This window comes from Nonomuraea fuscirosea (genome assembly GCF_003001935.1).
GTDB classification, from domain to species: Bacteria; Actinomycetota; Actinomycetes; order Streptosporangiales; family Streptosporangiaceae; genus Nonomuraea; species Nonomuraea fuscirosea.
Window position 1 is genome coordinate 26,757 of the sequence record NZ_PVNG01000011.1, and the last position, 20,828, is coordinate 47,584.

18 protein-coding genes are annotated in these 20,828 nt (G+C 71.0%); 6 read left to right on the plus strand and 12 right to left on the minus strand.

Annotated elements, in window-relative coordinates; translation table 11 throughout:
* Position 1 precedes the first annotated feature (1 nt).
* The 5 genes from B0I32_RS24805 to B0I32_RS24825 are packed head-to-tail and all read right to left on the minus strand — an operon-like array spanning position 2 to position 5,558.
* The gene (locus B0I32_RS24805; RefSeq protein WP_106243676.1) at positions 2 to 988 is read right to left on the minus strand and encodes an ABC transporter ATP-binding protein; all 987 of its coding nucleotides are present in this window, start codon (positions 986 to 988) and stop codon (positions 2 to 4) included.
* Positions 988 to 2,001: an ABC transporter ATP-binding protein gene (locus tag B0I32_RS24810; protein ID WP_106243678.1), complete on the minus strand. Its 1,014-nt coding sequence runs from the start codon at positions 1,999 to 2,001 to the stop codon at positions 988 to 990. The genes B0I32_RS24805 and B0I32_RS24810 overlap by 1 nt, the downstream gene beginning before the upstream one ends.
* Positions 2,001 to 2,918: an ABC transporter permease gene (locus tag B0I32_RS24815; protein ID WP_106243680.1), complete on the minus strand. Its 918-nt coding sequence runs from the start codon at positions 2,916 to 2,918 to the stop codon at positions 2,001 to 2,003. Before B0I32_RS24815 ends, B0I32_RS24810 begins: the two co-directional genes overlap by 1 nt.
* The gene (locus B0I32_RS24820; protein ID WP_106243683.1) at positions 2,918 to 3,961 is read right to left on the minus strand and encodes an ABC transporter permease; all 1,044 of its coding nucleotides are present in this window, start codon (positions 3,959 to 3,961) and stop codon (positions 2,918 to 2,920) included. The genes B0I32_RS24815 and B0I32_RS24820 overlap by 1 nt, the downstream gene beginning before the upstream one ends.
* Before the next feature lie 7 nt (positions 3,962 to 3,968).
* Positions 3,969 to 5,558 (minus strand): ABC transporter substrate-binding protein, encoded by a 1,590-nt coding sequence (locus B0I32_RS24825; protein WP_181307747.1) that lies wholly within the window; start codon positions 5,556 to 5,558, stop codon positions 3,969 to 3,971.
* 312 nt (positions 5,559 to 5,870) lie between these two features.
* On the opposite strand from B0I32_RS24825, the gene B0I32_RS24830 reads away from it, so the two are divergent.
* A complete protein-coding gene (locus tag B0I32_RS24830) occupies positions 5,871 to 6,899 on the plus strand; it encodes a LacI family DNA-binding transcriptional regulator (RefSeq protein WP_106243688.1) in 1,029 nt (342 codons plus the stop codon).
* A 37-nt stretch (positions 6,900 to 6,936) separates the two neighbouring features.
* Here the strand turns inward: B0I32_RS24830 and B0I32_RS24835 are convergent, their stop codons facing one another.
* The 4 genes from B0I32_RS24835 to B0I32_RS24850 form a co-directional block, all read right to left on the minus strand.
* Positions 6,937 to 8,223, minus strand: a complete 1,287-nt coding sequence (locus tag B0I32_RS24835; RefSeq protein WP_106243690.1) for a putative glycoside hydrolase — start codon at positions 8,221 to 8,223, stop codon at positions 6,937 to 6,939.
* Between the two features lie 23 nt (positions 8,224 to 8,246).
* On the minus strand, positions 8,247 to 9,458 hold the full coding sequence (locus B0I32_RS24840; RefSeq protein ID WP_106243692.1) for a putative glycoside hydrolase: 1,212 nt from the start codon (positions 9,456 to 9,458) through the stop codon (positions 8,247 to 8,249).
* A gap of 155 nt (positions 9,459 to 9,613) precedes the next feature.
* Positions 9,614 to 10,870: a mannitol dehydrogenase family protein gene (locus tag B0I32_RS24845; RefSeq protein ID WP_106243694.1), complete on the minus strand. Its 1,257-nt coding sequence runs from the start codon at positions 10,868 to 10,870 to the stop codon at positions 9,614 to 9,616.
* Positions 10,867 to 12,144, minus strand: coding sequence for a Gfo/Idh/MocA family protein (locus B0I32_RS24850; RefSeq protein WP_106243696.1), 1,278 nt, complete (start codon positions 12,142 to 12,144; stop codon positions 10,867 to 10,869). The genes B0I32_RS24845 and B0I32_RS24850 overlap by 4 nt, the downstream gene beginning before the upstream one ends.
* 106 nt (positions 12,145 to 12,250) lie before the next feature.
* Here B0I32_RS24850 and B0I32_RS24855 point away from each other — a divergent pair, with 106 nt between their 5' ends.
* On the plus strand, positions 12,251 to 12,856 hold the full coding sequence (locus B0I32_RS24855) for an SGNH/GDSL hydrolase family protein (RefSeq protein WP_181307749.1): 606 nt from the start codon (positions 12,251 to 12,253) through the stop codon (positions 12,854 to 12,856).
* 94 nt (positions 12,857 to 12,950) lie between these two features.
* Positions 12,951 to 13,940 (plus strand): LacI family DNA-binding transcriptional regulator, encoded by a 990-nt coding sequence (locus B0I32_RS24860; RefSeq protein WP_106243700.1) that lies wholly within the window; start codon positions 12,951 to 12,953, stop codon positions 13,938 to 13,940.
* A 118-nt stretch (positions 13,941 to 14,058) separates the two neighbouring features.
* Here the strand turns inward: B0I32_RS24860 and B0I32_RS24865 are convergent, their stop codons facing one another.
* Genes B0I32_RS24865 through B0I32_RS24875 form a run of 3 tightly spaced genes read right to left on the minus strand, consistent with a single transcriptional unit; the run spans position 14,059 to position 17,625 of the window.
* Positions 14,059 to 15,549, minus strand: coding sequence for a UxaA family hydrolase (locus B0I32_RS24865; protein WP_106243702.1), 1,491 nt, complete (start codon positions 15,547 to 15,549; stop codon positions 14,059 to 14,061).
* Positions 15,550 to 15,574: 25 nt separating this feature from the next.
* Positions 15,575 to 16,849, minus strand: coding sequence for an N-acetylglucosamine-6-phosphate deacetylase (locus B0I32_RS24870; protein ID WP_106243705.1), 1,275 nt, complete (start codon positions 16,847 to 16,849; stop codon positions 15,575 to 15,577).
* Positions 16,846 to 17,625 (minus strand): glucosamine-6-phosphate deaminase, encoded by a 780-nt coding sequence (locus B0I32_RS24875; RefSeq protein WP_106243707.1) that lies wholly within the window; start codon positions 17,623 to 17,625, stop codon positions 16,846 to 16,848. Before B0I32_RS24875 ends, B0I32_RS24870 begins: the two co-directional genes overlap by 4 nt.
* 244 nt (positions 17,626 to 17,869) lie before the next feature.
* On the opposite strand from B0I32_RS24875, the gene B0I32_RS24880 reads away from it, so the two are divergent.
* The 3 genes from B0I32_RS24880 (at position 17,870) to B0I32_RS24890 (ending at position 20,824) form a co-directional block, all read left to right on the plus strand.
* Entirely contained in the window at positions 17,870 to 19,291 is a 1,422-nt protein-coding gene (locus B0I32_RS24880; RefSeq protein WP_146178310.1) for an endonuclease/exonuclease/phosphatase family protein, read from the plus strand.
* Between the two features lie 91 nt (positions 19,292 to 19,382).
* Positions 19,383 to 20,165, plus strand: a complete 783-nt coding sequence (locus tag B0I32_RS24885) for a DUF899 domain-containing protein (protein ID WP_106243712.1) — start codon at positions 19,383 to 19,385, stop codon at positions 20,163 to 20,165.
* A gap of 65 nt (positions 20,166 to 20,230) precedes the next feature.
* Positions 20,231 to 20,824 carry an NUDIX hydrolase gene (locus B0I32_RS24890; protein WP_106243714.1) on the plus strand — a complete coding sequence of 198 codons (594 nt, stop codon included), beginning with the start codon at positions 20,231 to 20,233 and terminating at the stop codon, positions 20,822 to 20,824.
* The last annotated feature ends 4 nt before the right edge of the window (positions 20,825 to 20,828 follow it).

Genomic DNA, 20,828 nt, shown 5'->3' on the forward strand with positions numbered 1-20,828 from the left:
GTCAGGGGTACAGCCAGCAGCGGGTCCAGTGACCGGTGGTGAACGTGTGCGTCGGTGGCGCCTCGGTGGAGCAGGTCGGGGTCGCGTGGGGGCAGCGGTGGGCGAAGGGGCAGCCGGTCGGTTCGGCGAGCAGGTTCGGGGGTTCGGCCAGGTCCTCCTCGTCGAGATCGTCCAGGTCGTCCGATCCCGAGGAGGCGGTCGGCCGGTCGGGGTCGGGGGAGGCGGCTAGCAGGAGTTTCGTGTACGGGTGCTTCGGATCCTGGGTGACCTGCTCCACGGGCCCCGTCTCCACTATGTGACCGGCGTACATGACGCTGATCTCGTCGGCGAAGTAGCGGGCGCTGGCGATGTCGTGGGTGATGTAGAGCATGGCGAGCCCGTCGCGGTTGCGCAGCTCGGCGAGCAGGTTGAGGATGTCGAGGCGGATCGAGACGTCCAGCATCGACACGGGTTCGTCGCCGAGCAGGACGGCCGGTTCGGCGGCCAGGGCCCGGGCGATGGCGATGCGCTGCCGCTGGCCGCCGGACAGCTCGTGCGGGTACTTGTCGATGAAGTCGTCGGCGGGGGTGAGGTTCACCCGTTCCAGCAGGTCCAGGACGCGCCGCTCCAGGTCGGCGGCCGGCGTGCGGCCGAAGTTGCGCAGCGGTCTGGACAGGATGTAGCGCACCCGGTGCAGGTTGTTCAGCGACGAGAACGGGTCCTGCAGCACCATCTGGACCCGCCCGAAGTGGGCACGGCGGTCCGCGCGCCGGATCGGTTTCCCGGCGAACCGGATCTCGCCGCCGGTGGGCAGGTCGCCGAGCGCCAGCAGCCGGGCCAGGGTGCTCTTGCCGGAGCCGCTCTCGCCCACCAGCGCCAGGATCTGCCCCCGCCGCAGGGTCAGGTCGACCCCGTTCAGCGCGTGCACGACACGGCCGCGGTCGCGGCCGTGCAGCGGGATGCGCTTGGTCACGGCGACCGCCTCAAGGATCGCCTCTGTCGATGACATCAACGCACCGCCTTGCTTCCGGGGAGGTCGGCCGGCTGCTGCAGCAGGCAGGCGGCGCCGTGCTCGGCCGCCGGCGGCAGTTCCGGCCGGGTGGTCGTGCACTCCGGCTGCCGTTTCGGGCAGCGCGGCTGGAAGGCGCAGCCGGGCGGCAGCGCGCGCAGGTCGGGGGGCGAGCCGGGGATGCCGCGCAGCTCGCGCAGCGGCCCGTGCAGCGGCGGGAACGAGTCACGCAGCCCCTGGCTGTACGGGTGCCGCGGGTCGTGGTAGAGGTCCGCGGCGGTGCCGAGCTCGACGATGCGGCCGGCGTACATGACCATGATCCGGTCGGCGAGCTCGACCAGCAGCGACAGGTCGTGCGTGACGAACACGATGGCGAAGCCGAACTGCTGGCGCAGCCGCATGAGGCGGCGGACGATCTGCCGCTGCATGACGACGTCGACCGCGGTGGTCGGCTCGTCCATCACGATGATCTCGGGCTCGCAGGCGAGCGCGAGGGCGATCGTGGCGCGCTGCCGCATGCCGCCGGAGAGTTCGTGCGGATAGCTGCGGACGCGGTTGGCCGGGATGCCGACGAGTTCGAGCAGTTCCTCGGCGCGGGCCCAGGCTTCCTTCCTGCCGACCTGGCGATGGGCCCTGATCACGTCGACGAACTGGGCGCCGAGGCGCATGACGGGGTTCAGCGCGGCCATCGCGCTCTGGAACACCACCGCCAGCGAGTCCCAGCGCAGCTCCCGCAGCCGGGCCGGGGACGCGGCGAGCAGGTCGATGCCAGGATCCGAGCTGCCGGGGTGGTAGGTCACCGCGCCGCCGGCGATCCTGGCCGGTGGGCGTTGCAGCCGGGTCAGCGCGGTCATCAGCGTCGACTTGCCGCTGCCGCTCTCGCCGGCCACGCCGAGGATCTCGCCACGGCGCAGCCGGAAGCTGACGTCGTCGACCGCGCGGACCGCGCCGGGGCCGGAACCGTACTCGACGGTGAGGCCCGCCACGTCGAGCAGAACGGGGGAATCCTTCATCAGCTCGCCTCCGCGATCGCCGCCGTCGCCCGGCCCGCCTTACGGGACGTCTTCTGGCCGCGGGCGCGCAGCCTGGGGTCGGACAGTTCGTCCACGCCGAAGTTGATCAGGCCGGCGGCGGTGCCGATCAGCGCGATGCACAGGCCGGGCGGCGCGAACCACCACCAGGCGCCGCTGAGCAGGGCGCCCTGGGACTGCGCCCAGAAGAGCATGGTGCCCCAGCTGACCGTGTTCGGGTTGCCGGCGCCGATGAAGTTCAGCCCGGCCTCGGCCGCGATCGAGCCGACCACGGCGAACAGGAACGTGGAGGCGATCAGCGGCGCCAGGTGCGGCGCCACCTCCAGCAGCACGATCCGTACCTTCGACTCGCCGGCGTAGCGCGCGGCCTGGACGAAGTCGCGGTTGCGCAGCGACAGCGTCTGGGCCCGTTTGACCCGGGCGCCGCCCGGCCAGCTTGTCAGCCCGATGATCAGCGCGACCATGATCCAGCCGCCGCGGCCCTGGGTGTAGCTCGCGATGATGATCAGCAGCGGCAGCCCGGGGATGACCAGGAAGATGTTCACGAACGCGGTCAGCAGCGCGCCGGCCTTGCCGGTGCTGTAGCCGCTGATCACGCCGAGCAGGACGGCGAGCGTGGTCGAGATCGCGCCGCCGGTCAGCCCGACCAGCAGCGAGGTACGGGTGCCGGTGACGAGCTGGGCCAGCACGTCCTCGCCCGCGGTGGTCGTGCCCAGCCAGTGCCGGCCCGACGGCGGCTCCAGCGGCCCGCCCGCGTGCAGGCGCTCCGCGCTCTGGCCGAGCAGCGCCGACACCAGCACGGGCCCGACGATCGCGATGACGACCAGCGCGACCAGGATGACCAGCCCGACCGCGACCTTGCGGTTGCGCGGCCGGCGGAGTTTGCGGCGCAGCCGCATCAGGAGACCTCCCGGGTCCGTGGGTCGAGCAGGACGTAGATCGAGTCGGCGATGAAGTTGATCACCAGCACCGTCAGGGAGATGACCAGGAACAGGCCCTGCATCAGCGGATAGTCGAGGTTGAGGATGGCCTGGTTGAGCAGGCTCCCGAGCCCTGGATAGTTGAACACCAGCTCGGTCAGCAGCGAGCCGCCGACGACCATGCCGATCGAGACGGCGAAGCCGGAGATGCTGGGCAGGATCGCGTTCCTGGCGGCGTAACCGGAGACCACCCGGGCGGTGTGCAGGCCCTTGGCCCAGGCCAGCAGCACGTAGTCCTCGTTGATCACCGAGGCGGTCATGTTGCGCATGTGGATCAGCCAGCCGCTGATCGAGGTCAGCACGATGGTCGCGGCCGGCAGGATCGCGTGTTCGAGCGCGCTGCCGATGAACTCGGCGGTGAATCCCGGCTCGACGTTGCGCCCGGCGCCGCCGGCCAGCGGCAGCCAGCCCCACTGGAAGGCGAAGACGAAGGCGAGGATCAGGGCGATCCAGAAGTACGGCACCGAGTGCACGAAGATGGACAGCGGGCTGGCGATGGAGTCGAACCGCCGCCCCGGCCGCCAGCCGGCGATCGCGCCCAGGACCGTGCCGATCACGAACGAGATCACCGTCGCGGTGCCGACCAGGACCACCGTCCACCAGAAGCCGGAGCTGACCACGTCGGTGACCGGCGTCGGATAGAAGGCGATCGACAGCCCGAAGTCGCCGCGGAACAGCCCGCCGAGGTAGGACACGTACTGGTCCCAGAGCGGGCCGCTGTTCGCGCCGCCGAAGAGCCGGTGCACGACCGCCTCCCGCTGCGGCGACACCGGCCCCAGCTCGGTCATCTTGAGCAGGATCGCCGAGGCCGGGTCGCCCGGCATCAGCCGGGGCAGCAGGAAGTTGAGGGTGATCGCGGCCCAGCCGGCGACCAGGTAGAACGCGATCCGCTTGACCAGCACGCTGCCGGCCAGCGCCCGCAGGGGGCCGCTGAGGGGGAGGGCCGTCGCCTGGGCTGCCATGACGCTCCTAGAGGGCCGGCTTGAGCGACAGCACCAGCTTGGCCGCGTAGACGCCGCTGATCGCGCCGGGATCGGGCGTGGTGTACGGGTTCCGCTCGCTCGGCCAGCCGGTCCAGTTCATCGTGGAGTACATGTACGGTGTGCCCTTGACCAGCAGCGGGACCACCGGCACCTGCTCCACCATGATCTTCTCCAACGGCAGCGTCGCCTCCTTCTGCTGCTCGGGAGCGGCCTTGGCGAGCGCGGCCAGCGCCTTGTTCGTGGCGGGGTCGTCCCAGCCGACGAAGTTGTGCTTGCTGTCGGGCGCGAGCATCGAGGAGTAGAAGTTGTACGGGTTCGCGCCATAGGTGAAGGCGTCACCGTAGATCGCGTCGAAGTCGCCCTTGCCCTCGCGCGTCGTGTACGCCGTCGGCGGGACGCCCTCGACCGTGGCCTTGACACCGATCTGGGTGAGCTGCGAGACCAGCTCCTGCGTGTAGGCCATGCCGTCGGCGAAGGTCGAGACCGTGAGCACGCCCATCGTGAGCTGCCTGCCGTCGGGGCCGACGAGCTGGTCGCCGTTCTTGTGATAGCCGGCCTTGGCGAACTCCGCCAGCGCCTCCTGCTGGTTCTGGGCCAGCGGGGCCCGGTCGGCTTCGGGGATCCAGTCGGTCCAGTCCTCCTGGTAGAGGCCGGTCGCGGACACCGGCGCGTACACGCCCGGGTTGTAGGCGTTCGCGATCTGCTCGCGGTTCAGCGCCAGCGCGAACCCCTTACGTACGTGCAGATCCTGGAACGGCTTGCGCTTGAGGTTCAGCAGCAGCGGCTTCATGCTGGCGTGCACCGGCCACAGGTGGTTGTTCGCCGGGTCCTTGGCGACGAACTGCTGCATGTCGGGAATGCCGGCGTAGGCCAGATCGACCTCGTGCCGGACGAGCTGCTGGGCCAGCAGGCTGGTGCTGCTGGTCGTGATGTAGTTGATCTGGCCGACCGGCACCTTCTGCTTCCAGTAGTCGTCGCGGGCCTCGAAACCGGCCTGCTGCCCGGTGACCCGGCCCAGTTTGTACGGCCCGCTGCCGACCGGGACGGTGTTGAGCTCGGTGTCGGGGTTCTTGCCCTGCCAGAGCTTGGCGGGCACGATCGCGGTGCGGCCGATGTCCTGGACGATCGCGTACGCCGGTTCGGAGAACTCCAGCCGGACGCCCTTGTCCGTCTTCGACGCCTTGGTCAGCGGCAGGGCGAGCAGCTCGTGCTCTTTCATGTACTCGAACGTGAAGACCACGTCGTCGCTGGTCAGCGGGCTGCCGTCGGACCACTTGGCCCGGGTGTCCAGGGTGACGTCCAGGGTCTTGCCGGCGTCGGCCCAGGCGATCTCGGTCGCCAGGCTGGGCATGAACTCGAACTTGCCGGCCGTGTTGAAGTCGTACAGCTGCTCGTAGATCAGCCCCATCGTGCCGCGCAGCGCGTTCGGCGAGAACGGGTTGAAGTTGGGCTGCAGCGTCGGCTGCGAGTAGGCGGCGACGGTCAGCGGCGCGCCGCCACCCGCGTCACCGCCTCCGCCGCCGTTCGCGCCGCCGCCGGAACAGGCCGCGAGCGAGGCCGCCAGCACCGCCGACACGACACCTGAAGCGATTCTTTTCGACTTCGTCACAGTCAACCCCTCTCGGCCGCACAGGGCCGGCTTCGTCGCCATGGCTCGCCACAGGCGCAGAGTCACGGGCAATCGCGACCGGGAGTCTTCAGCGGTACTGGAGCAGGGTCGCGGCACGATGCTGCCAACGCTTGCAGCAATTGTCAATGAATTGTCGGTTATGATCCGGTCGCGAGGCTTGTTTCCGCGCATACAGTGAGGCTGCGGCGCTGTCAGCAGGCTGCAAAACGCTTGCGGTGAGGTGGCAGTCATTGCAGCGACGACATGAAGGGGGCCGGGATGACGGTGACGCTCGCGGACGTGGCCGCGATCTGCGGGCTGTCCATGTCGACGGTCTCGCGGGCCCTGTCGCACCCCGAGCGGGTGAACGCGCAGACCCGCTCCCGGATCGAACGGACCGCCAAGGAGCTGGGGTACGTGCCCAGCCGGGTGACGCGCCCGCGGTTGTCCCGGCGGACGGCGACCATCGGGCTGATCGTCCCCGACATCGCCAACCCGTTCTTCGCCGTGCTGGCCAAGGCCGTCCAGGACCGGGCCTGGAAGAAGGGGTATCCGGTGCTGCTCGTCGACACGGGCGAGCGGGCGGCCGACGAGCTGGACCGTGCCCGTACGCTCGGCGGACGGGCCGACGGGCTCATCCTCGCCGCGCCGCGGACGGACGACGCGCGGCTGCGTGAGATCGCCGGGAGCCTGCCCGTCGCCCTCGCCGGCCGGGAGGTCGAGGGCGTGGCCGGCGTGGCGATCGACGAGTTCACCGGCATGAACGAGGCGGTGCAGTACCTCGTCTCGCTCGGGCACCGCGGCATCTGCTACCTGTCGGGGCCGAGCCGGTCCTGGTCCGATCGGCGGCGGCGGGCGGCGATCGGCGCGGCCTGCCGGACGCACGGGGCCGAGCTGATCGAGCTCGGGCCGTTCGAGCCGCAGGTCCAGGCCGGGATGCGGGCCGCGGACATGATCCGGTTCCGGGGTGCCAGCGCCGCCGTCGCGTACGACGACATGATCGCGCTCGGCGTGATCGCCCGGCTGGCGGAGCGGCGCGTGCGGGTGGGGCGGGAGATCAGCGTGATCGGCGTGGACTGCGGGGCGCTGCCGGGAGCCGCGTACCCGACGCTGACCACGGTGCATCTGCCCGCGGCCGAGATCGGCGCGCTGGCCGTGGACCTGCTGCTCGACCAGCTCGATCCGGTCGCCCGCGGCACGGCGGACGGACAGGCGGCGCGGCTGCGGCTGGAGAGCCGGCTGGTGATCCGCGGCTCCACCGGCCTGCGGATGCCGTCACACGCCCGTCCCTCAACGTGGATGCCGTGACGCGCCCGTCCCCCAGCGTGGGGGACGGGCGTTCCGGTCAGGACTTGCTGAGCACGAGACCGGAGTTCGGCGCGAGCGTCACCGAACGGGTGTAGGTCCGCCCTTGCAGGTCGGTGTAGGTGCCCCGGGGCAGGTGCAGCACGCCCGACTTGGTGGAGGAGGGGTTCACCACGGTCAGGCCGTGCTCGTAGCGCCGCTGCCGCAGCGTCGGGCCGTGCTTGACCGGCGGCGCGACCGGGCGGCCGATGTCGGCGCGCTGCTCGGGGACGTCGTTGAAGCCGGCGTAGTCCTTGAGCCCGGTGCTGGCCATCATCGTCGGCTGCTCGCGGACCAGGAAGTAGTTGGCGACCACCCATTCACGCTGCTCGGGCGTGGACTCGTACCAGTAGTCGGTGGGCAGCTTGCTGTCCACCACGATCGGCTTGCAGCGGTACTTCCTGAACAGCTCGAACGTGCCGAGCCACTCGTCGTCGTTGACGTTCTCCACCCGGTGCACGGTGAAGCCCTGCTCGTTCAGCCAGATGTCGGAGATGTCGATCGCCCGGCTGATCGCGGCCAGATACTCGGGCGAGCTGTCCTGGTACTGGTCGTGCAGCCCGCCGTGATAGGTGACGTTGAACGCGGCCGTGGTGCCCCGCGCGTGCAGCCCGTCGCGCAGGTACGTCAGCCAGTCGGTCAGATAGTCGATGTAGGCCGGGTCCTTGGGGTCGTCGGTGAACTGCTGCACCCAGTTGCCCTGCTCGTCATAGTGCCCGGCGCGCTTGAAGTCGTTGCGCACCTGCACGTTGTCGACCGCGATCACCTTGAAGCCCTCGGCGATCTTCGGGTCGATCATGTTCTCGAACATCCACTGCCGCACCTCGGGGTTGCCCACGTCGAGCGGGGTGTAGACGTGGTTGTTGAACTCCCAGGCCGGGGTGACCCGGTCGGCCGTGTAGGCGATCCAGGTCGGGTGGTTCTCCTTGAACCACTCGAAGGTGTACTGCCGTAGCGGGGCATTTCTGAACATCGTGATGTACGTGCTCGCGACGACGCCGGGCGGCTGGTTCGGGCTGAGCGCGGCCCAGACGAACTGGACCCGGCCGTCGTACACGGAGGGGTCGGGGACCTGGCGGTCGAAGACCTGCGCCTGCGAGACGCCGTGGTCGGGCGACTGGGGGAGGGTCAGGTCCGGGTTCAGCGGCGGGCACGGCGCGTTGGAGCTCGGCGCGGCGGCGCTCGTCGCCGCGCCGGCCGGCAGCGCGACCGCCGTGGTGGTGAGGAGGGCGGCGAGCCCGGCGGCGACGCCGGCGCGCCGGGCGAGGGTGGCAACGGGGGGTTTCATCGGGTTCCTTTGCTGGTTGGGACTCAGATGCTGAGCACGGTGCCGGAGTTCGGGGGCAGGGTGATGTGGCCGCTGTGGGTCGCGCCGTGCAGGTCGGTCCAGGTCCCGGCGGGCAGCACCATCGTCACGGCCTGCGTGGAGCTGGGATTGACCAGCACGCGTCCGCCGGTGTAACCGCGCTTCCAGCCGCCGGTGGTGTCCTGGACGGGCGCGCTCGACGGGGTGCCGATGTCGGTGTGCAGCTCCGGGTGGTCGACGAAGACGTGATACTGGCCCACCCCGCAGAGCGTCATCATGCTGAGCCGCTCGCGGTAGAGGAGGTAGTTCGCGATCGCCCAGTCGACCTGGGCCTGCGAGGCGTCGGCCAGGTCCGCGGCCGTGGTCTGGTTGATGGCCAGGTAGAGCTTGCCCGGCGCGACCGACCTGGCGAAGTCGAACTTGTCCCGCCAGGCCTGGTCGTTGTAGTTGGAGTCGCGGTGGACGGTGAACCCCTGCTCGTCCACGTAGATGTCGACGAGGCCGACCGCCTGCTGGATGTCGGACAGGACCACCGAGGCGTTCCAGGTGATGTTCGCCGCCATGGCGACGTCGCGGGCGTGCAGCTGACCGGCCAGGTAGCCGAGCCAGCCGAGCACCGCCGCCGGCCACGCGCGGTCGTCGCGGCCGTCGTACTGCTGGACCCAGGCGCCGTCCGCGTCGTAGTGCCCGGCGCTGTTGTAGACGTTGGGGGTGGCGACGTTGTCGAAGCCGATGATCGGGTAGCCCTGGTCGATCAGCGGCTGCACGAACGTGCTGAAGTAGTACGTCCGCACGGCCGCGTTGGTGATGTCGATCGGCACGTAGAGCGTGTTGCCGAACTCCCACGCCGGCGTGACCCGGTCGGCCTGGTAGACCACCCAGTCGGGATGGTTGGCCTGGTACCAGGCCAGGGTGTGGGTGCGGTCGAAGTCACGGAAGGCCGGCAGGTAGCCGGAGGGCACCGCGCCGGCGGGCTGCGTCAGGGTGGAGGCTCCCCAGACGAAGTCCACCAGCCCGGCGTAGACCGATCTGTCGGGGATCTGGTTGTCGAAGATCTGGCCGCGGGCGATGCCGTTGGCCGACGGGTCGGGCAGGAGCAGCGACGCGGCGTTCGCCGGACGTGCCCCCGGCCACAGAGCGCCTGCCGTCAGTGCCGCCGCGCCGGCCAGGATCTGCCGGCGGCTCGGGTGAGATTCGATCCGCGGGCTGCTGTCCATGATCAACTCCTTCGTCGAAGGCGTCCCGACGCCACGGTCGATGACATCGAACCTAGTGACCACAAACGATTGTCGCAATACCGCAAACGCAATCATTCACGTTGCAAGGATTTAGGAGCAGCACGATCTGGGATCGTTTGCCGCAAAGCAGTCGTTCAGGCGCCGCTGAGGCAGTCACGCACGCCGTACGCGGCGAAATCGGCCAGGTCGGCTCTGATGCGGCCGGCGACCTCCGCGTGGTCGGCCAGATCGGGAGCCACCGCGGCGAGCAGCCCGCGCGGGTCGTGCGCCAGTCGCCGCAGCTCGTCGGCGCGCGGATCGCTGACCTCGACCGGACGCCCGGCGTCGTCGGTCGCGACGGTGACGTGCCTGAGCCAGACGGCCACCGCGAGGCAGGCCCAGCGCGGCATCCCCCCGGCGGCCAGCCGGTCCCGCACCGTGCCGAGCAGGCGGATCGGCACCTTGAGCGACCCGTCCATGGCGATCTGCGCGCACCGGTGGCGCAGCGCCCGGTTCCGCATCCGGGATAGCACCCGCTCGCCGTACTCGCGCAAATCCACGCCGGGCGGCGCGGTCAGCGTGGGCAGCACGTCCTCGCGGATCAGCCGCCCGGCCAGGCGGGCGAGCACGGGGTCGCCGAGCGCGTCGGCGACGTGCTCGACGCCGGTCAGCGCGCCGGTGTAGGCGAGCGTGCTGTGCGCGCCGTTGAGGATGCGCAGCTTGGCCCGCTCGTACGGCTCCACGTCGGCGACGAACCGCGCGCCCGCCCGCTCCCACGCCGGCCGGCCGCCGGGGAAGTCGTCCTGGAGCACCCACTGGCTGTACGGCTCGGCCACCACGGCCGCCAGGTCCTCCCGCCCGGTCAGCTTCGCCGCGGTCGCCAGGTCCTCCCGGGTGGTGGCGGGCACCATCCGGTCCACCACCGTGGCCGGGAACGACACCCCCTCCGGCACGCTGCCGCAGGCGTTCCGCACGGCCTCGCGCAGCCGCCGGCCGTTGGCGAGCAGGTTGTCGCAGCTGACCACCGCCACCGGGCCGCCTCCGTCCGCGGCCCTGCGTGTCAGGCCGGCCGCCAGCAGGCCGATCGCGCTGCCCGGCCGGGTGTCGGCGTAGGCCTTCTCGGTGATCGTCAGCGTGATCACCCGGGTCGCGGGGTCGGCCACCTGCCGGACGACCTGCTCGGTCTCGGTGGGGGCGTGCAGGACCCGCCGTACCGAGGAGATCTCGGTGGCGGAGACGTCGTCGCCGTCGCTTACCAGCAGGGTGTAGCGGTGGTCCTGGGCGCGCAGCGCGCGGACGACGTCGGGGGAGCGCGGCGCGACCGCGCAGATCGCCCAGCCGTCGCCCGCCTCCTGCGTGTGCACGGCCTGGTGGGCACGGTGGAAGGCGCCGAGCCCGAAGTGCACGATCATGACTGGGCGAGGAGTTCGGCGATGTCGATCGGGCGTGCCTCCACCGCCGAGCGCCAGATCGCCTCGCCCGTCGCCACCGCCAGCGCCCCCTGGCGGGCGTCGGCGAGCAGGTTGTCGCGCAGCGACTCCGGCGCGGGCTCGCCGAACAGGTCGCTTCGCTGCAGCGGGTCCGCGCCCTCGTGCCCGCCCTCGCGGACGATCACCTCGATCGTCTCCGGCTCGCCGAACAGGGGTGAGAACGTGAACGTGTCCGAGCCCGGCAGCGGTGTCCCGTCCGGGGTCCTGCCGTGGCGGGACTCGATCTGGCCGTGCGTGCCGCTGATCAGCACCCGGTAACCCTCCCAGGGGGAGGAGAAGTCGAGGCTGTAGGCCAGGCTCGCGCCGCTGTCGTAGCGGACCAGCGCGGAGTAGGTGTCCTCGATGTCGATCTCGTCGTCGTAGAGGTAGGTGTCGGTGGGGTACTGGTGCTCGTAGGCCAGGCCGTACAGGCCGGTGCGGACGCCGCCGGGCTCGGCGAAGGCGAAGGCGCCGCTGCCCGCCTGCGCCCGGTAGTAGGGGTCGCGCTCGTACAGGTCGGCTCCCGTGTACGGCACGCCGGCGGCGTCGCGGGGGCGGTGCGGGCTGCCGGGGCCGTAGTAGTTGAGCGCGCCGTAGGCGAAGACCTGCTCGGGAGCGGCGTCGATCCACCAGGAGACCAGGTCGAGGTGGTGGCAGCCCTTGTGCACCGACAGGCCGCCGGACAGCGCGCGCACCCGGTTCCAGCGCTGGAAGTAGCTGCCGCCGTGCCGTACGTCCACGTGGTAGTCGAGGGCGACGTGGGTGATGCGGCCGAGCCGGCCGTCCTGGATCAGCCGCTTGATCTGGCGGTGCCGCGGGATGTAGCGCATGTTGTGCGTGACCAGCACCGACCCCTTGCTGTCACGCTCGGCGTTGAGGACGCGGACGGCGTCGGCGGCGGTGGTGACCATGGGCTTCTCGGAGATGACGTCCAGGTCGCGGGCGAGCGCGGCCACGATGTAGCCCGCGTGGGTGTGGTCGGGGGAGGCGACGATCACCGTGTCGGGCGCCAGCTCGTCCACCATCCGGTCGAAGTCGTCCGGCGCGTACCAGGGCAGGCGCTCGTGCCCCTCGGGCAGCACCGAGTCGTTGAACGACTCCACCCGCGCCCGGTCGGGATCCACCACGCCCGCGACGGTGTCACCGTGGTCGAGCAGGGGCAGCACGAAGCTCGCCAGCCCCCGGTTGGACAGCCCGCATACGACGTACCGCTTCATACGTGTCAGCCTCCTGCAAACGCAGTCATGTGATCCTCGTCGGGTTCCGTGCCATAATGCCGAGACTGCCCATGAAATTGCAACAAACGCTTGCAGGAGGACTTTCGTGGACGACCTGACGGCGATCGGCGATCTGCTGGCGGGCGAGACCCCCGTCACCTGGGTGTTCGCCGGCGACAGCATCGTGCAGGCGGCCCGGTGGACGGCCGGGGCGCGCGGCTACGCCGAGCTGTTCTCGGAGCGGGTCAGGTACGAGTGCGGGCGGTCCATGGACGCGGTGATCAACACGGGGGTCAGCGGCTGGCGGGGCGCCGACCTGGCCGCTCACCTGGACCACGTCGTCCTGCGGCACGCGCCCGACGTGACGGTGATCGGGGTCGGCACGAACGACGCCAAGGATCACTCCGTCGCGGAGTTCCGCGCCGTGATGACGCCGCTCCTCGATCGGGTACGGGAGGCGGGGTCGCGTGTCGTCCTGCAGACCCCCGTTCCCGGGGCGGTCGCGGCCATCCCCGCCTACGCCGAGGCGATCAGGGAACTGGCCGCCGAGCGGGGCGCGGCGCTCGTCGATCACCACGCTCGCTGGCAGGAGGCCGATTCCCGCTGGTACGGGGACCCGGTGCATCCCAACGCCGAGGGGCACCGGGTGATGGCGGGCACGCTCATCGACGCGCTCGGCGTACCGGAGCGTCCGATTGCAAGCGATAGCTGAAATAGCAGCATCGACCTGCAACGAGAGAACGCTTCCTCAGCTCCGCCCGTGCGATATCGTCGCTTCGTTGCAGCAAACCAGGAGGGTCAGGCTCATGCCAGTCACGCTTGCGGACGTCGCCCAGGCCACGGGGCTGTCCGCGTCGACCGTGTCACGGGCGTTGTCCGACCCCGACAAGGTCAACGTGCACACGCGCGAGCGCGTCCGCCGCGCGGCCCGCGAGCTCGGCTACGTGCCCAACCAGACGGCGCGCTCGCTGATCTCCGGCCATCACGACATCTTCGGGCTGATCGTGCCCGACATCGCCAACCCGTTCTTCCCGCCGATCATCAAGGCGATCCAGGCGCGGGCGGGGCTCAAGGGCAAGACCGTGATCATCACGGACGTGGACGAGCACCCGGGCGACGAGGTCGAGCGGGCGCAGATCCTCCGTAAGCGGGTCGACGGGCTGATCATGGTCTCCCCGCGTACCGGCGACGATCGGCTGCACGAGCTGGCCCGGCTCAAGCCCATCGTGTTCGTCAACCGGCGGGTCCCCGGCGCGGCCAACGTGCTGGTCGACAACGACGACGGCATGATCGAGGCCGTCGAGCACCTGACCGCGCTCGGCCACAGGAAGCTCGCCTACCTCAGCGGCCCGCGACGCTCGTGGTCCAACGCGCAGCGGCGCGAGGCGGTCGTCGCCGCCTGCCAGGCACAGGGGGTCGAACTGGTCGAGTACGGGCCGTTCGAGCCGCAGGTGCAGGCCGGCGTGCGCGCGGCCGACCTGGTGCACGCGGGCGACGTCACCGCGGTCATCGCCTACGACGACCTGATCGCGCTCGGCCTGATGACCCGGCTGGCCGAGCGCGGGGTGCGCGTCGGCCAGGACCTCAGCGTGATCGGCATCGACGACAGCCCGATGTCCGGCATGGCCTACCCGACGCTGACCTCGATCCACGTGCCGGGGACCGAGGCCGGGGTGGTCGCGGTCGATCTGCTGCTGGACATGATCAACAATCCGGGGGAGGAGGAGCCGCCGGTGGTCCAGCTGGAGACGCGGCTGGTGGTCCGCGGCTCCACCACCCTGGCACCGTCCAGGTGACGGCCGTCCCGGGCCGCCGGGCCGCGTGAAACGGCCCTCCGGGGTTGAACGGCCCTCCAGGGCTGCCGGCCTGTGTGAACGGCCCTCCAGGGTTTCCCGGGCTCGCGGCGGTGCAGGACTACATGACGGCGCCGAGCTGCCAGGGGGCGAACTCCTCGTCGCCGAACCCGAGCAGCTCGCTGGCGGTCTGCCGCCCCGACGCCGTGGCCAGGATCAGGTCGTAGACGGCCCGGCCGATCTCCTCGATCGTGCGCTCGCCGGTCGCGATCGGCCCGCAGTCCAGGTCCATGTCGTCGCGCATCCGCCGGTAGACGTCGCTGTTGGTGGCCAGCTTCAGGCTCGGCACCGGCTTGCACCCGTAGACGGAGCCGCGCCCGGTGGTGAAGCAGACGATGTTCGCGCCGCCCGCCACCATGCCGGTGACAGAGACGGGGTCGTAGCCGGGCGTGTCCATGAAGGCGAGGCCCGGCCGGCGTACCGGCTCGGCGAAAGAGTGGACGCCGGTCAGCGGCGAGCTGCCCGCCTTGGCCACCGCGCCCAGCGACTTCTCCAGAATCGTGGTGATCCCGCCGTCCTTGTTGCCCGGTGAGGGGTTGTTGTCGAGCGAGCCGCCGTGCCGCGCGGTGTAGTCGCGCCACCAGTCGATCCGGTCCAGCAGGGCCCGCGCCACCTTCTCGTCCACCGCCCTGGCCGCCAGCAGCCGCTCGGCGCCGTAGATCTCCGGCGTCTCGGCCAGGATGGCGGTGCCGCCCTGCGCGACCAGCAGGTCCGCGGCCACGCCCAGCGCCGGGTTCGCGGTGATGCCCGAGTAGCCGTCGGAGCCGCCGCACTTGAGCCCGAGCACCAGGCGCGAGGCGGGAACCTCCGTCCGCGCCACGTCGAGCGCGGGCAGCAGCTCGCGGATGGCCTCGACGCCCTTGCGTACGGCCGCCGCCGTCCCGCCCGCCTCCTGGATGGTCATCGTCGCGATCGGGGTGGCGGCGGGCAGGTCGAGCTCGGCGATCTGGTTCACCTCGCAGCCCAGCCCCAGCACCAGCAGCGCGCCGAAGTTGGGGTGGGCGGCGTAGCCGGACAGCGTACGGCGCAGCAGCTCCAGCCCTTCGCCGTCGGAGGCCAGGCCGCAGCCGCTGCCGTGCGTGATGGCCACCACGCCGTCCACTCCCGGCGTCGCGTCCAGCATCCCCGAACGGCGGGCCTGGTCGGCGATGAGCTTGGCGACGGTCGCCGAGCAGTTGACGGAGGTGATGATGCCGACGTAGTTGCGGGTGGCGACCTGGCCGTCGGGGCGCACGATGCCCTGGAACGTCTCGGGCTCCTGCCGGGTGACCGTCCCCGGTGTGGGGACGACCTCGGTCCGGGCGGTGTCGTGGAAGCCGAGGTTGTGCGTGTGCACGTGCTCGCCCGGCGCGATGGGGGCGGTGGCGTGGCCGATGACCTGGCCGTACTTGACGATCTCCGCGCCGGGTCCGACCGCCGCGAGGCTGACCTTGTGGCCGGGCGGGACGTCCTGGGCGGCGGTGAGTCCGTACCCGAAGGAGTCGCCGGCGGCGAGCCCGTCGAGCGTGACGGCCACCGTGTCGCCCTCCCGCAACCGGATGACTCTGCTCATGCGCTGATCCCCTCTTGACCGGTGCTCATGCCCTGATCCCTTCTGGGCCGATCCACCTGCCGCGCAGGACGGTCGCCCACGGATGGAAGCCTTCGTCGAAGACGGCGAGGTCGGCGTCGGCGCCGGCCGCGATCGTGCCCTTGCGGCCGGTCAGGCCGAGCACTCGCGCCGGGGTGCTGGTGGCCGCGGCCACGGCTTCGGGGACGGGCCAGCCGAGGTCGCCGGTCAGGTGGCGGAGCATGTCCGGCAGCGCCGAGGTGGAGCCGCCGAACGCGTCCGCGCCCACCACCAGCCCGACGCCGTCGCCGACCTCGCAGGTCACGGTGCCGAGCCGGTAGCGGGAGCCGCGCGGCAGGCCGGTGCCCGGCGTGCCGTCGGACACCACGCACAGGCGCTCGCCCACGCAGCGGCGGGCGATCTCCAGCAGCGCGGGCGGCAGGTGGCGGCCGTCGGCGATCACCTCGGCGGTGAGGTGATCGGCGGCCAGCGACTCCTCCAGCAGGCCGGGGACCCGCCACGGGCCCTGGCGTACGGTGCCGGACTGGCCGCTCCACAGGTGCGTGATGTGCGTGAGCCCGGCGTCGACCGCCGCGCGCAGGTCGTCGCCGCGGGCGTCGCTGTGCCCCGCCGCGACGACGACCCCGGCGCCGGCGAGCAGACCGGTGGCCTCGACGGCGCCGGGGAGTTCGGGGGCGAGCGTGATCATGCTGAGCACGTCGCGGTGCCGCAGCAGCAGGCCGACGTCGGCGGAGGTCGGCGGGCGGAGCACGGCCGGGTCGTGCGCGCCGCACTGCGCGGGCGCCAGGAAGGGGCCCTCCAGGTGCAGGCCGAGCAGCTCCGCGCAGTCGTCGGCGGTACGGTCCACGGCGGCGAACGCGGCCAGCAGCTCGGTCAGCCGCTCCACGGACGCGGACACCAGCGACGCCTGCACACTGGTGACTCCCTGCCGGGCCAGGCCCCGCAGCACCTCGGCGGCCTGGCCGGGGCCCGCGTCGAAACACGCGCCCGCGAACCCGTGCACATGCAGATCCACCAGCCCGGCCGTGACCAGCCGCCCACCCACGTCGACCACCCCGTCGGGGTGGCCGGTCGTATGGGGTCGGGGCGGCGTACCCACGTCGCCGGTCGGGCGGGGCGGCGGTGACGGGTCGCGATCGTCCGTCTCCTGCGGCGGCGGTGACGTACCCACGTGGCCGGTCGTGCGGGGTGGCAGTGACGTGATCCGGCCGCCGGTGATCATCACGTCCACGTCGTCACGGATGCCCTCAGGGAGCAGCACCCGTCCGCCGGTGAGGATCACCGCAGAGAGTCGATCTTGCTGGCGGAGTCCGTGTCGAGGAACAGCGTGGCGTGGGGGGAGCGGCGCAGGATCGTGGCGGGGCAGGCGGTCGAGACGGGATCGTTCAGCGTGGCGGCGATGGCCGCCGCCTTGCGCTGCTCGGGGACGCACACCTGGACCGCCTCGGCCGCCAGCAGCGCCGGCACGGTGAGCGAGATCGCGGTGGCGGGCACGTCCTCGACGGTCGCGAAGTGCCCCTCGCCGACCTGCTGCTCGCGCGAGCGCGGGGTCAGCGTGATCACCCGCGCCCACCGGTCGTCGTCGAAGCTCGCCTGGTACGGCTCGTTGAAGGCCAGGTGACCGTTCTCCCCGACACCCATGCACACCAGGTCCAGCGGCAGCTCACGCAGCTCGGCCTCGTATCGGGCGCACTCCGCCTCCGGGTCGGCGGCGTTGCCGTCGATGTAGTGGACCGCGGCGGGGGCGAAGGGGACCTCGATCCGCTCCCTGATCCAGCGCCGGAACGAGGCCGGGTGGTCGGCCGCGATTCTCACGTACTCGTCCATGTGGAAGACCGTCACCCGACCCCACGGGATCTCCTGCTCGCGCAGCGCGTCGGTGAACGCGTACTGGGAGTTTCCGGTGGCGACGACGACCCGGGCGGCGCCGCGCCGCCGGACCGCGTCCCGGATGGTCGCGGCGGCGCGCTCGGCCGCGGCGCGGCCCAGGTCCGCCTCGCTCGCGTACACCTCGACGGGCAGGCTGTCCGCCGTGAATCGGGAAAGTGGGGTGGACAAGTGATCCTCCTCGGACTAGGCGAACACCACCATACTGCAAACGTATGCAGCACTTGCAAGAAGCCTTGGCGACCGTTCCGGTGAAAGCTGCCCAGACTTCGGTGACAGCGCTTGCTACGACCAGCCAGTGCCGCGCCCCACGTCTGCCCCTGCCCACGGCTGGCCGCGGTGTGCGTATTGCCGCCGGATCACCACCTGATCCATGATCATCGGATAGTCCGTACCCGCGGAAAGCGAGGGCCACGTGCGCCGACTCCTGTCCAGGATCACCGCCCTGTGCTGTTTATCGCTGGGCCTCACCCTCGCGGCGCCCTTTCCCGCCCGGGCGGCGGATGCCGACCCCATGGCCGACCACCTGGCCAAGTCGTCGATCTCCCCGTTCACGCTGCGGAACATGGCGACGGGCAAGTACGTCACCACCGAGCTGAACGGCGAATCCGGTCGATGGGCGCTGCTGCGGGCACGCGGCGACAGCGCCGGCTCATGGGAGAAGTTCGTCCGGCTCTCCGATGACAACGGCGCCACCTGGTCCGTACGCAGTATCGCCAGTGGCCGCTATGTCAGCGCCGAGATCGGCGATTCCGGCACCGACAAGGGACGGCTACGGGCGCGCGGTCACAACACCGGCTCCTGGGAGAAGTTCCGCTTCGTCCGGCGCCAGGTCGGGGCCGACGTCTATTACGCCGTGCAGTCGGTGGCGAACGGCCTCTACGTCTCCGCCGAGAACAACGTCACCGGCGCGAACGCGGGCATGTTGCGGGCACGGACACCCGCGAACCAGATCGGCTCGTGGGAACTCTTCACAATGGACTTCCCCGAGCCCTACCCCGGCCAGGGCGAACCCGAGGCGCCGTCGCCCACGCCACGGAGACAGGCCCAGGTCATGTCCTGGAACGTCTGCGCCAACAACAACTCCGCCTGCGGCGATTACCGCGACGACGGCGACGCCGTCGCGACGGCGCTGGTCCAGCACCTGAACGCGACGCTGGGCAGCGCCTACCACCCGGACGTGCTCCTCCTCCAGGAGATCTGCGAACGGCACACCAGGACGATCGAGTCGTCCCTGGAGAGCCGTACCGGGAGAGGCTGGGACGTGCGATTCGCCCCGATCAAGGTCGAGTCGGAATACCCCGATCTCACTTTGGAAAAGCGCTGCAGGGACGACCAGAGCGGAAACGACCGGGGCCTTTACGGGGTGGCGGTGGCGGTCCCGGAGGAGAACACGAAGTACTTCTCCCGCGAATTGCGAGCCGCGTGGGGAACGGTTTCGGAACAGCGCGTCGCCCTGTGCGCGTACGTCCCGTCGCACGCGGCCGCCTACTGCTCGGCCCACCTCAGCACTCCCGGCGAGGACCCCTCAGGCGAAACCCGGCGAGGCCAGGTGAACGCCCTGCTGCGCATCGCCGGCGACATCGAGAAAGAGGGATACGCCCCCGTCATCGGCGGCGACCTCAACACCACACCTGCCACGGGCGGCATCCTGGACCCGCTCTACACGACATTCCAGGAATGCTGGTCCGCCCCCGGAACGACGGGCACGGGCGCCACGTACGGCACCGCCAAACTCGACTACATCTTCGCCCGAGGACACACGTCCTGCACCGTCTCCCGCGACAACGCCCACTCCGATCACCGATCCCTTCATTCCACGGTGACCCTGCACTGAGGTGAAGTCCTCTCCGCCCGACCGATGAGTTTCGCCGCCGTATCGGGTCTGCAGCACATACGGACGACTGTCAGACCCCACGGAGGACGCCATGACGACCACGCCGAGTGACCCGACCACCGCCCTGCCCGGGCGTCCGCCCGTCGTCGACCTGGCCACCTGGCAAGCCGCGCGGGACGAGCTGCTGGTGCGGGAGAAGGCGCACACCCGGGAGGGTGACGCGCTGGCCGCGGCCCGCCGGCGGCTGCCGATGGTGGAGATCGACGGGACGGTCGAGGTCGTCGGGCCCGACGGCCCCGTCCCGTTCGTCGAGCTGTTCGAGGGGCGTGACGAGCTCGTGGTCTACCAGCACATGTGGTACGACGGCGCGCCGCACCAGGGGCAGTGCGAGGGCTGCACCACCACGGCCTGGCACCTGAAGGACGCCGTCTACCTCAACGCGCGCGGCGTCTCGTTCGCCGTCCTGACCACGGGCCCGTGGGAGGAGGTGGCTGCCTACGTCGAGTTCATGGGCTACACCCAGCCCTGGTACTCCGTACGCGGGCTGGACGAGCCGGTCGGCGGGGAGATGGGATACCTCGCCTGTTTCCTGCGCGACGGTGACCGCGTGTTCCTCACCTACTCCACGACCGGCCGGGGCAACGAGCGGGTCAACGGGTCGATGGGCCTGCTCGACATGACCCCGTACGGCCGCGGCGAGTCGTGGGAGGACAACCCCGACGGCTGGCCCGAGGGGCGTCACGGCTCCTGGTCGTGGCGTACGGACGCGGACGGGAACGCCACCTGGGACGGGACCAGCCGCCCCGTACCGCAGTGGAGCCGCCCCGGCGCGACCCTCGTGCGGACCCTCGGCCGCCGCGGCCACCACCACTGAGCAGATGAGCAGATCCGGTCCGGCCGCTCGGTTCCTGTCGGTCGTGGGCGGTACGGTCGGGTCTCATGAAGGAGCCGGGTGGTGCGGTCGTGGTGGAGCGGGACGACGCACGGGAGCGGCTGGCGCGGCAGTTCGCCGGCATCACCCCCTGGGACGAGCAGGAAGCCGCCCATGTGGCCGAAGGGCTGGACTGGATCTCCAGCGGGGCGCCGCTCTACCGGACGGACGCGCCCGACGTGCCGGATCCGCACCTGGTGGCCTACACCGTGGTCGTCAGCCCGAGCGAGGAGATCCTGCTCGTCGACCATCGCAAGGCGCGGCTCTGGCTGCCGAGCGGCGGGCATGTCGAGCCCGGCGAGGACACCTGGCAGACCGTCGAACGCGAGTGCCGGGAGGAGCTGGGCGTAGCGGCCCGCCCGACCGGGACGGCCGGGAAGAGCCCGTTCTTCGTCACCGCGACGCGGACGCGCGGTGCGCGCTCCCACACCGACGTGTCGCTCTGGTTCCTCATCGAGACCGACCCCATCACCTCCTACGACGAGGGCGAGTTCGCCGGCATCAGGTGGCTGTCACCTGCGGAGGTCCTCGCGGAGCCCGTCGAACGGCTCGATCCGCACATGCACCGGTTCACCGGGAAGCTCGTCAAGGCGCTCGGCTGATCGA

Bases quoted from the DNA above. Each gene is read 5' to 3' on its own strand.
- B0I32_RS24835 (WP_106243690.1), bottom strand. From the start codon at position 8,223: ATGAAACCCCCCGTTGCCACCCTCGCCCGGCGCGCCGGCGTCGCCGCC.
- B0I32_RS24805 (WP_106243676.1), bottom strand. From the start codon at position 988: ATGTCATCGACAGAGGCGATCCTTGAGGCGGTCGCCGTGACCAAGCGC.
- B0I32_RS24815 (WP_106243680.1), bottom strand. From the start codon at position 2,918: ATGCGGCTGCGCCGCAAACTCCGCCGGCCGCGCAACCGCAAGGTCGCG.
- B0I32_RS24820 (WP_106243683.1), bottom strand. From the start codon at position 3,961: ATGGCAGCCCAGGCGACGGCCCTCCCCCTCAGCGGCCCCCTGCGGGCG.
- B0I32_RS24850 (WP_106243696.1), bottom strand. From the start codon at position 12,144: ATGAAGCGGTACGTCGTATGCGGGCTGTCCAACCGGGGGCTGGCGAGC.
- B0I32_RS24885 (WP_106243712.1), top strand. From the start codon at position 19,383: ATGACGACCACGCCGAGTGACCCGACCACCGCCCTGCCCGGGCGTCCG.
- B0I32_RS24860 (WP_106243700.1), top strand. From the start codon at position 12,951: ATGCCAGTCACGCTTGCGGACGTCGCCCAGGCCACGGGGCTGTCCGCG.
- B0I32_RS24845 (WP_106243694.1), bottom strand. From the start codon at position 10,870: ATGATCGTGCACTTCGGGCTCGGCGCCTTCCACCGTGCCCACCAGGCC.
- B0I32_RS24865 (WP_106243702.1), bottom strand. From the start codon at position 15,549: ATGAGCAGAGTCATCCGGTTGCGGGAGGGCGACACGGTGGCCGTCACG.
- B0I32_RS24840 (WP_106243692.1), bottom strand. From the start codon at position 9,458: ATGGACAGCAGCCCGCGGATCGAATCTCACCCGAGCCGCCGGCAGATC.
- B0I32_RS24830 (WP_106243688.1), top strand. From the start codon at position 5,871: ATGACGGTGACGCTCGCGGACGTGGCCGCGATCTGCGGGCTGTCCATG.
- B0I32_RS24890 (WP_106243714.1), top strand. From the start codon at position 20,231: ATGAAGGAGCCGGGTGGTGCGGTCGTGGTGGAGCGGGACGACGCACGG.
- B0I32_RS24810 (WP_106243678.1), bottom strand. From the start codon at position 2,001: ATGAAGGATTCCCCCGTTCTGCTCGACGTGGCGGGCCTCACCGTCGAG.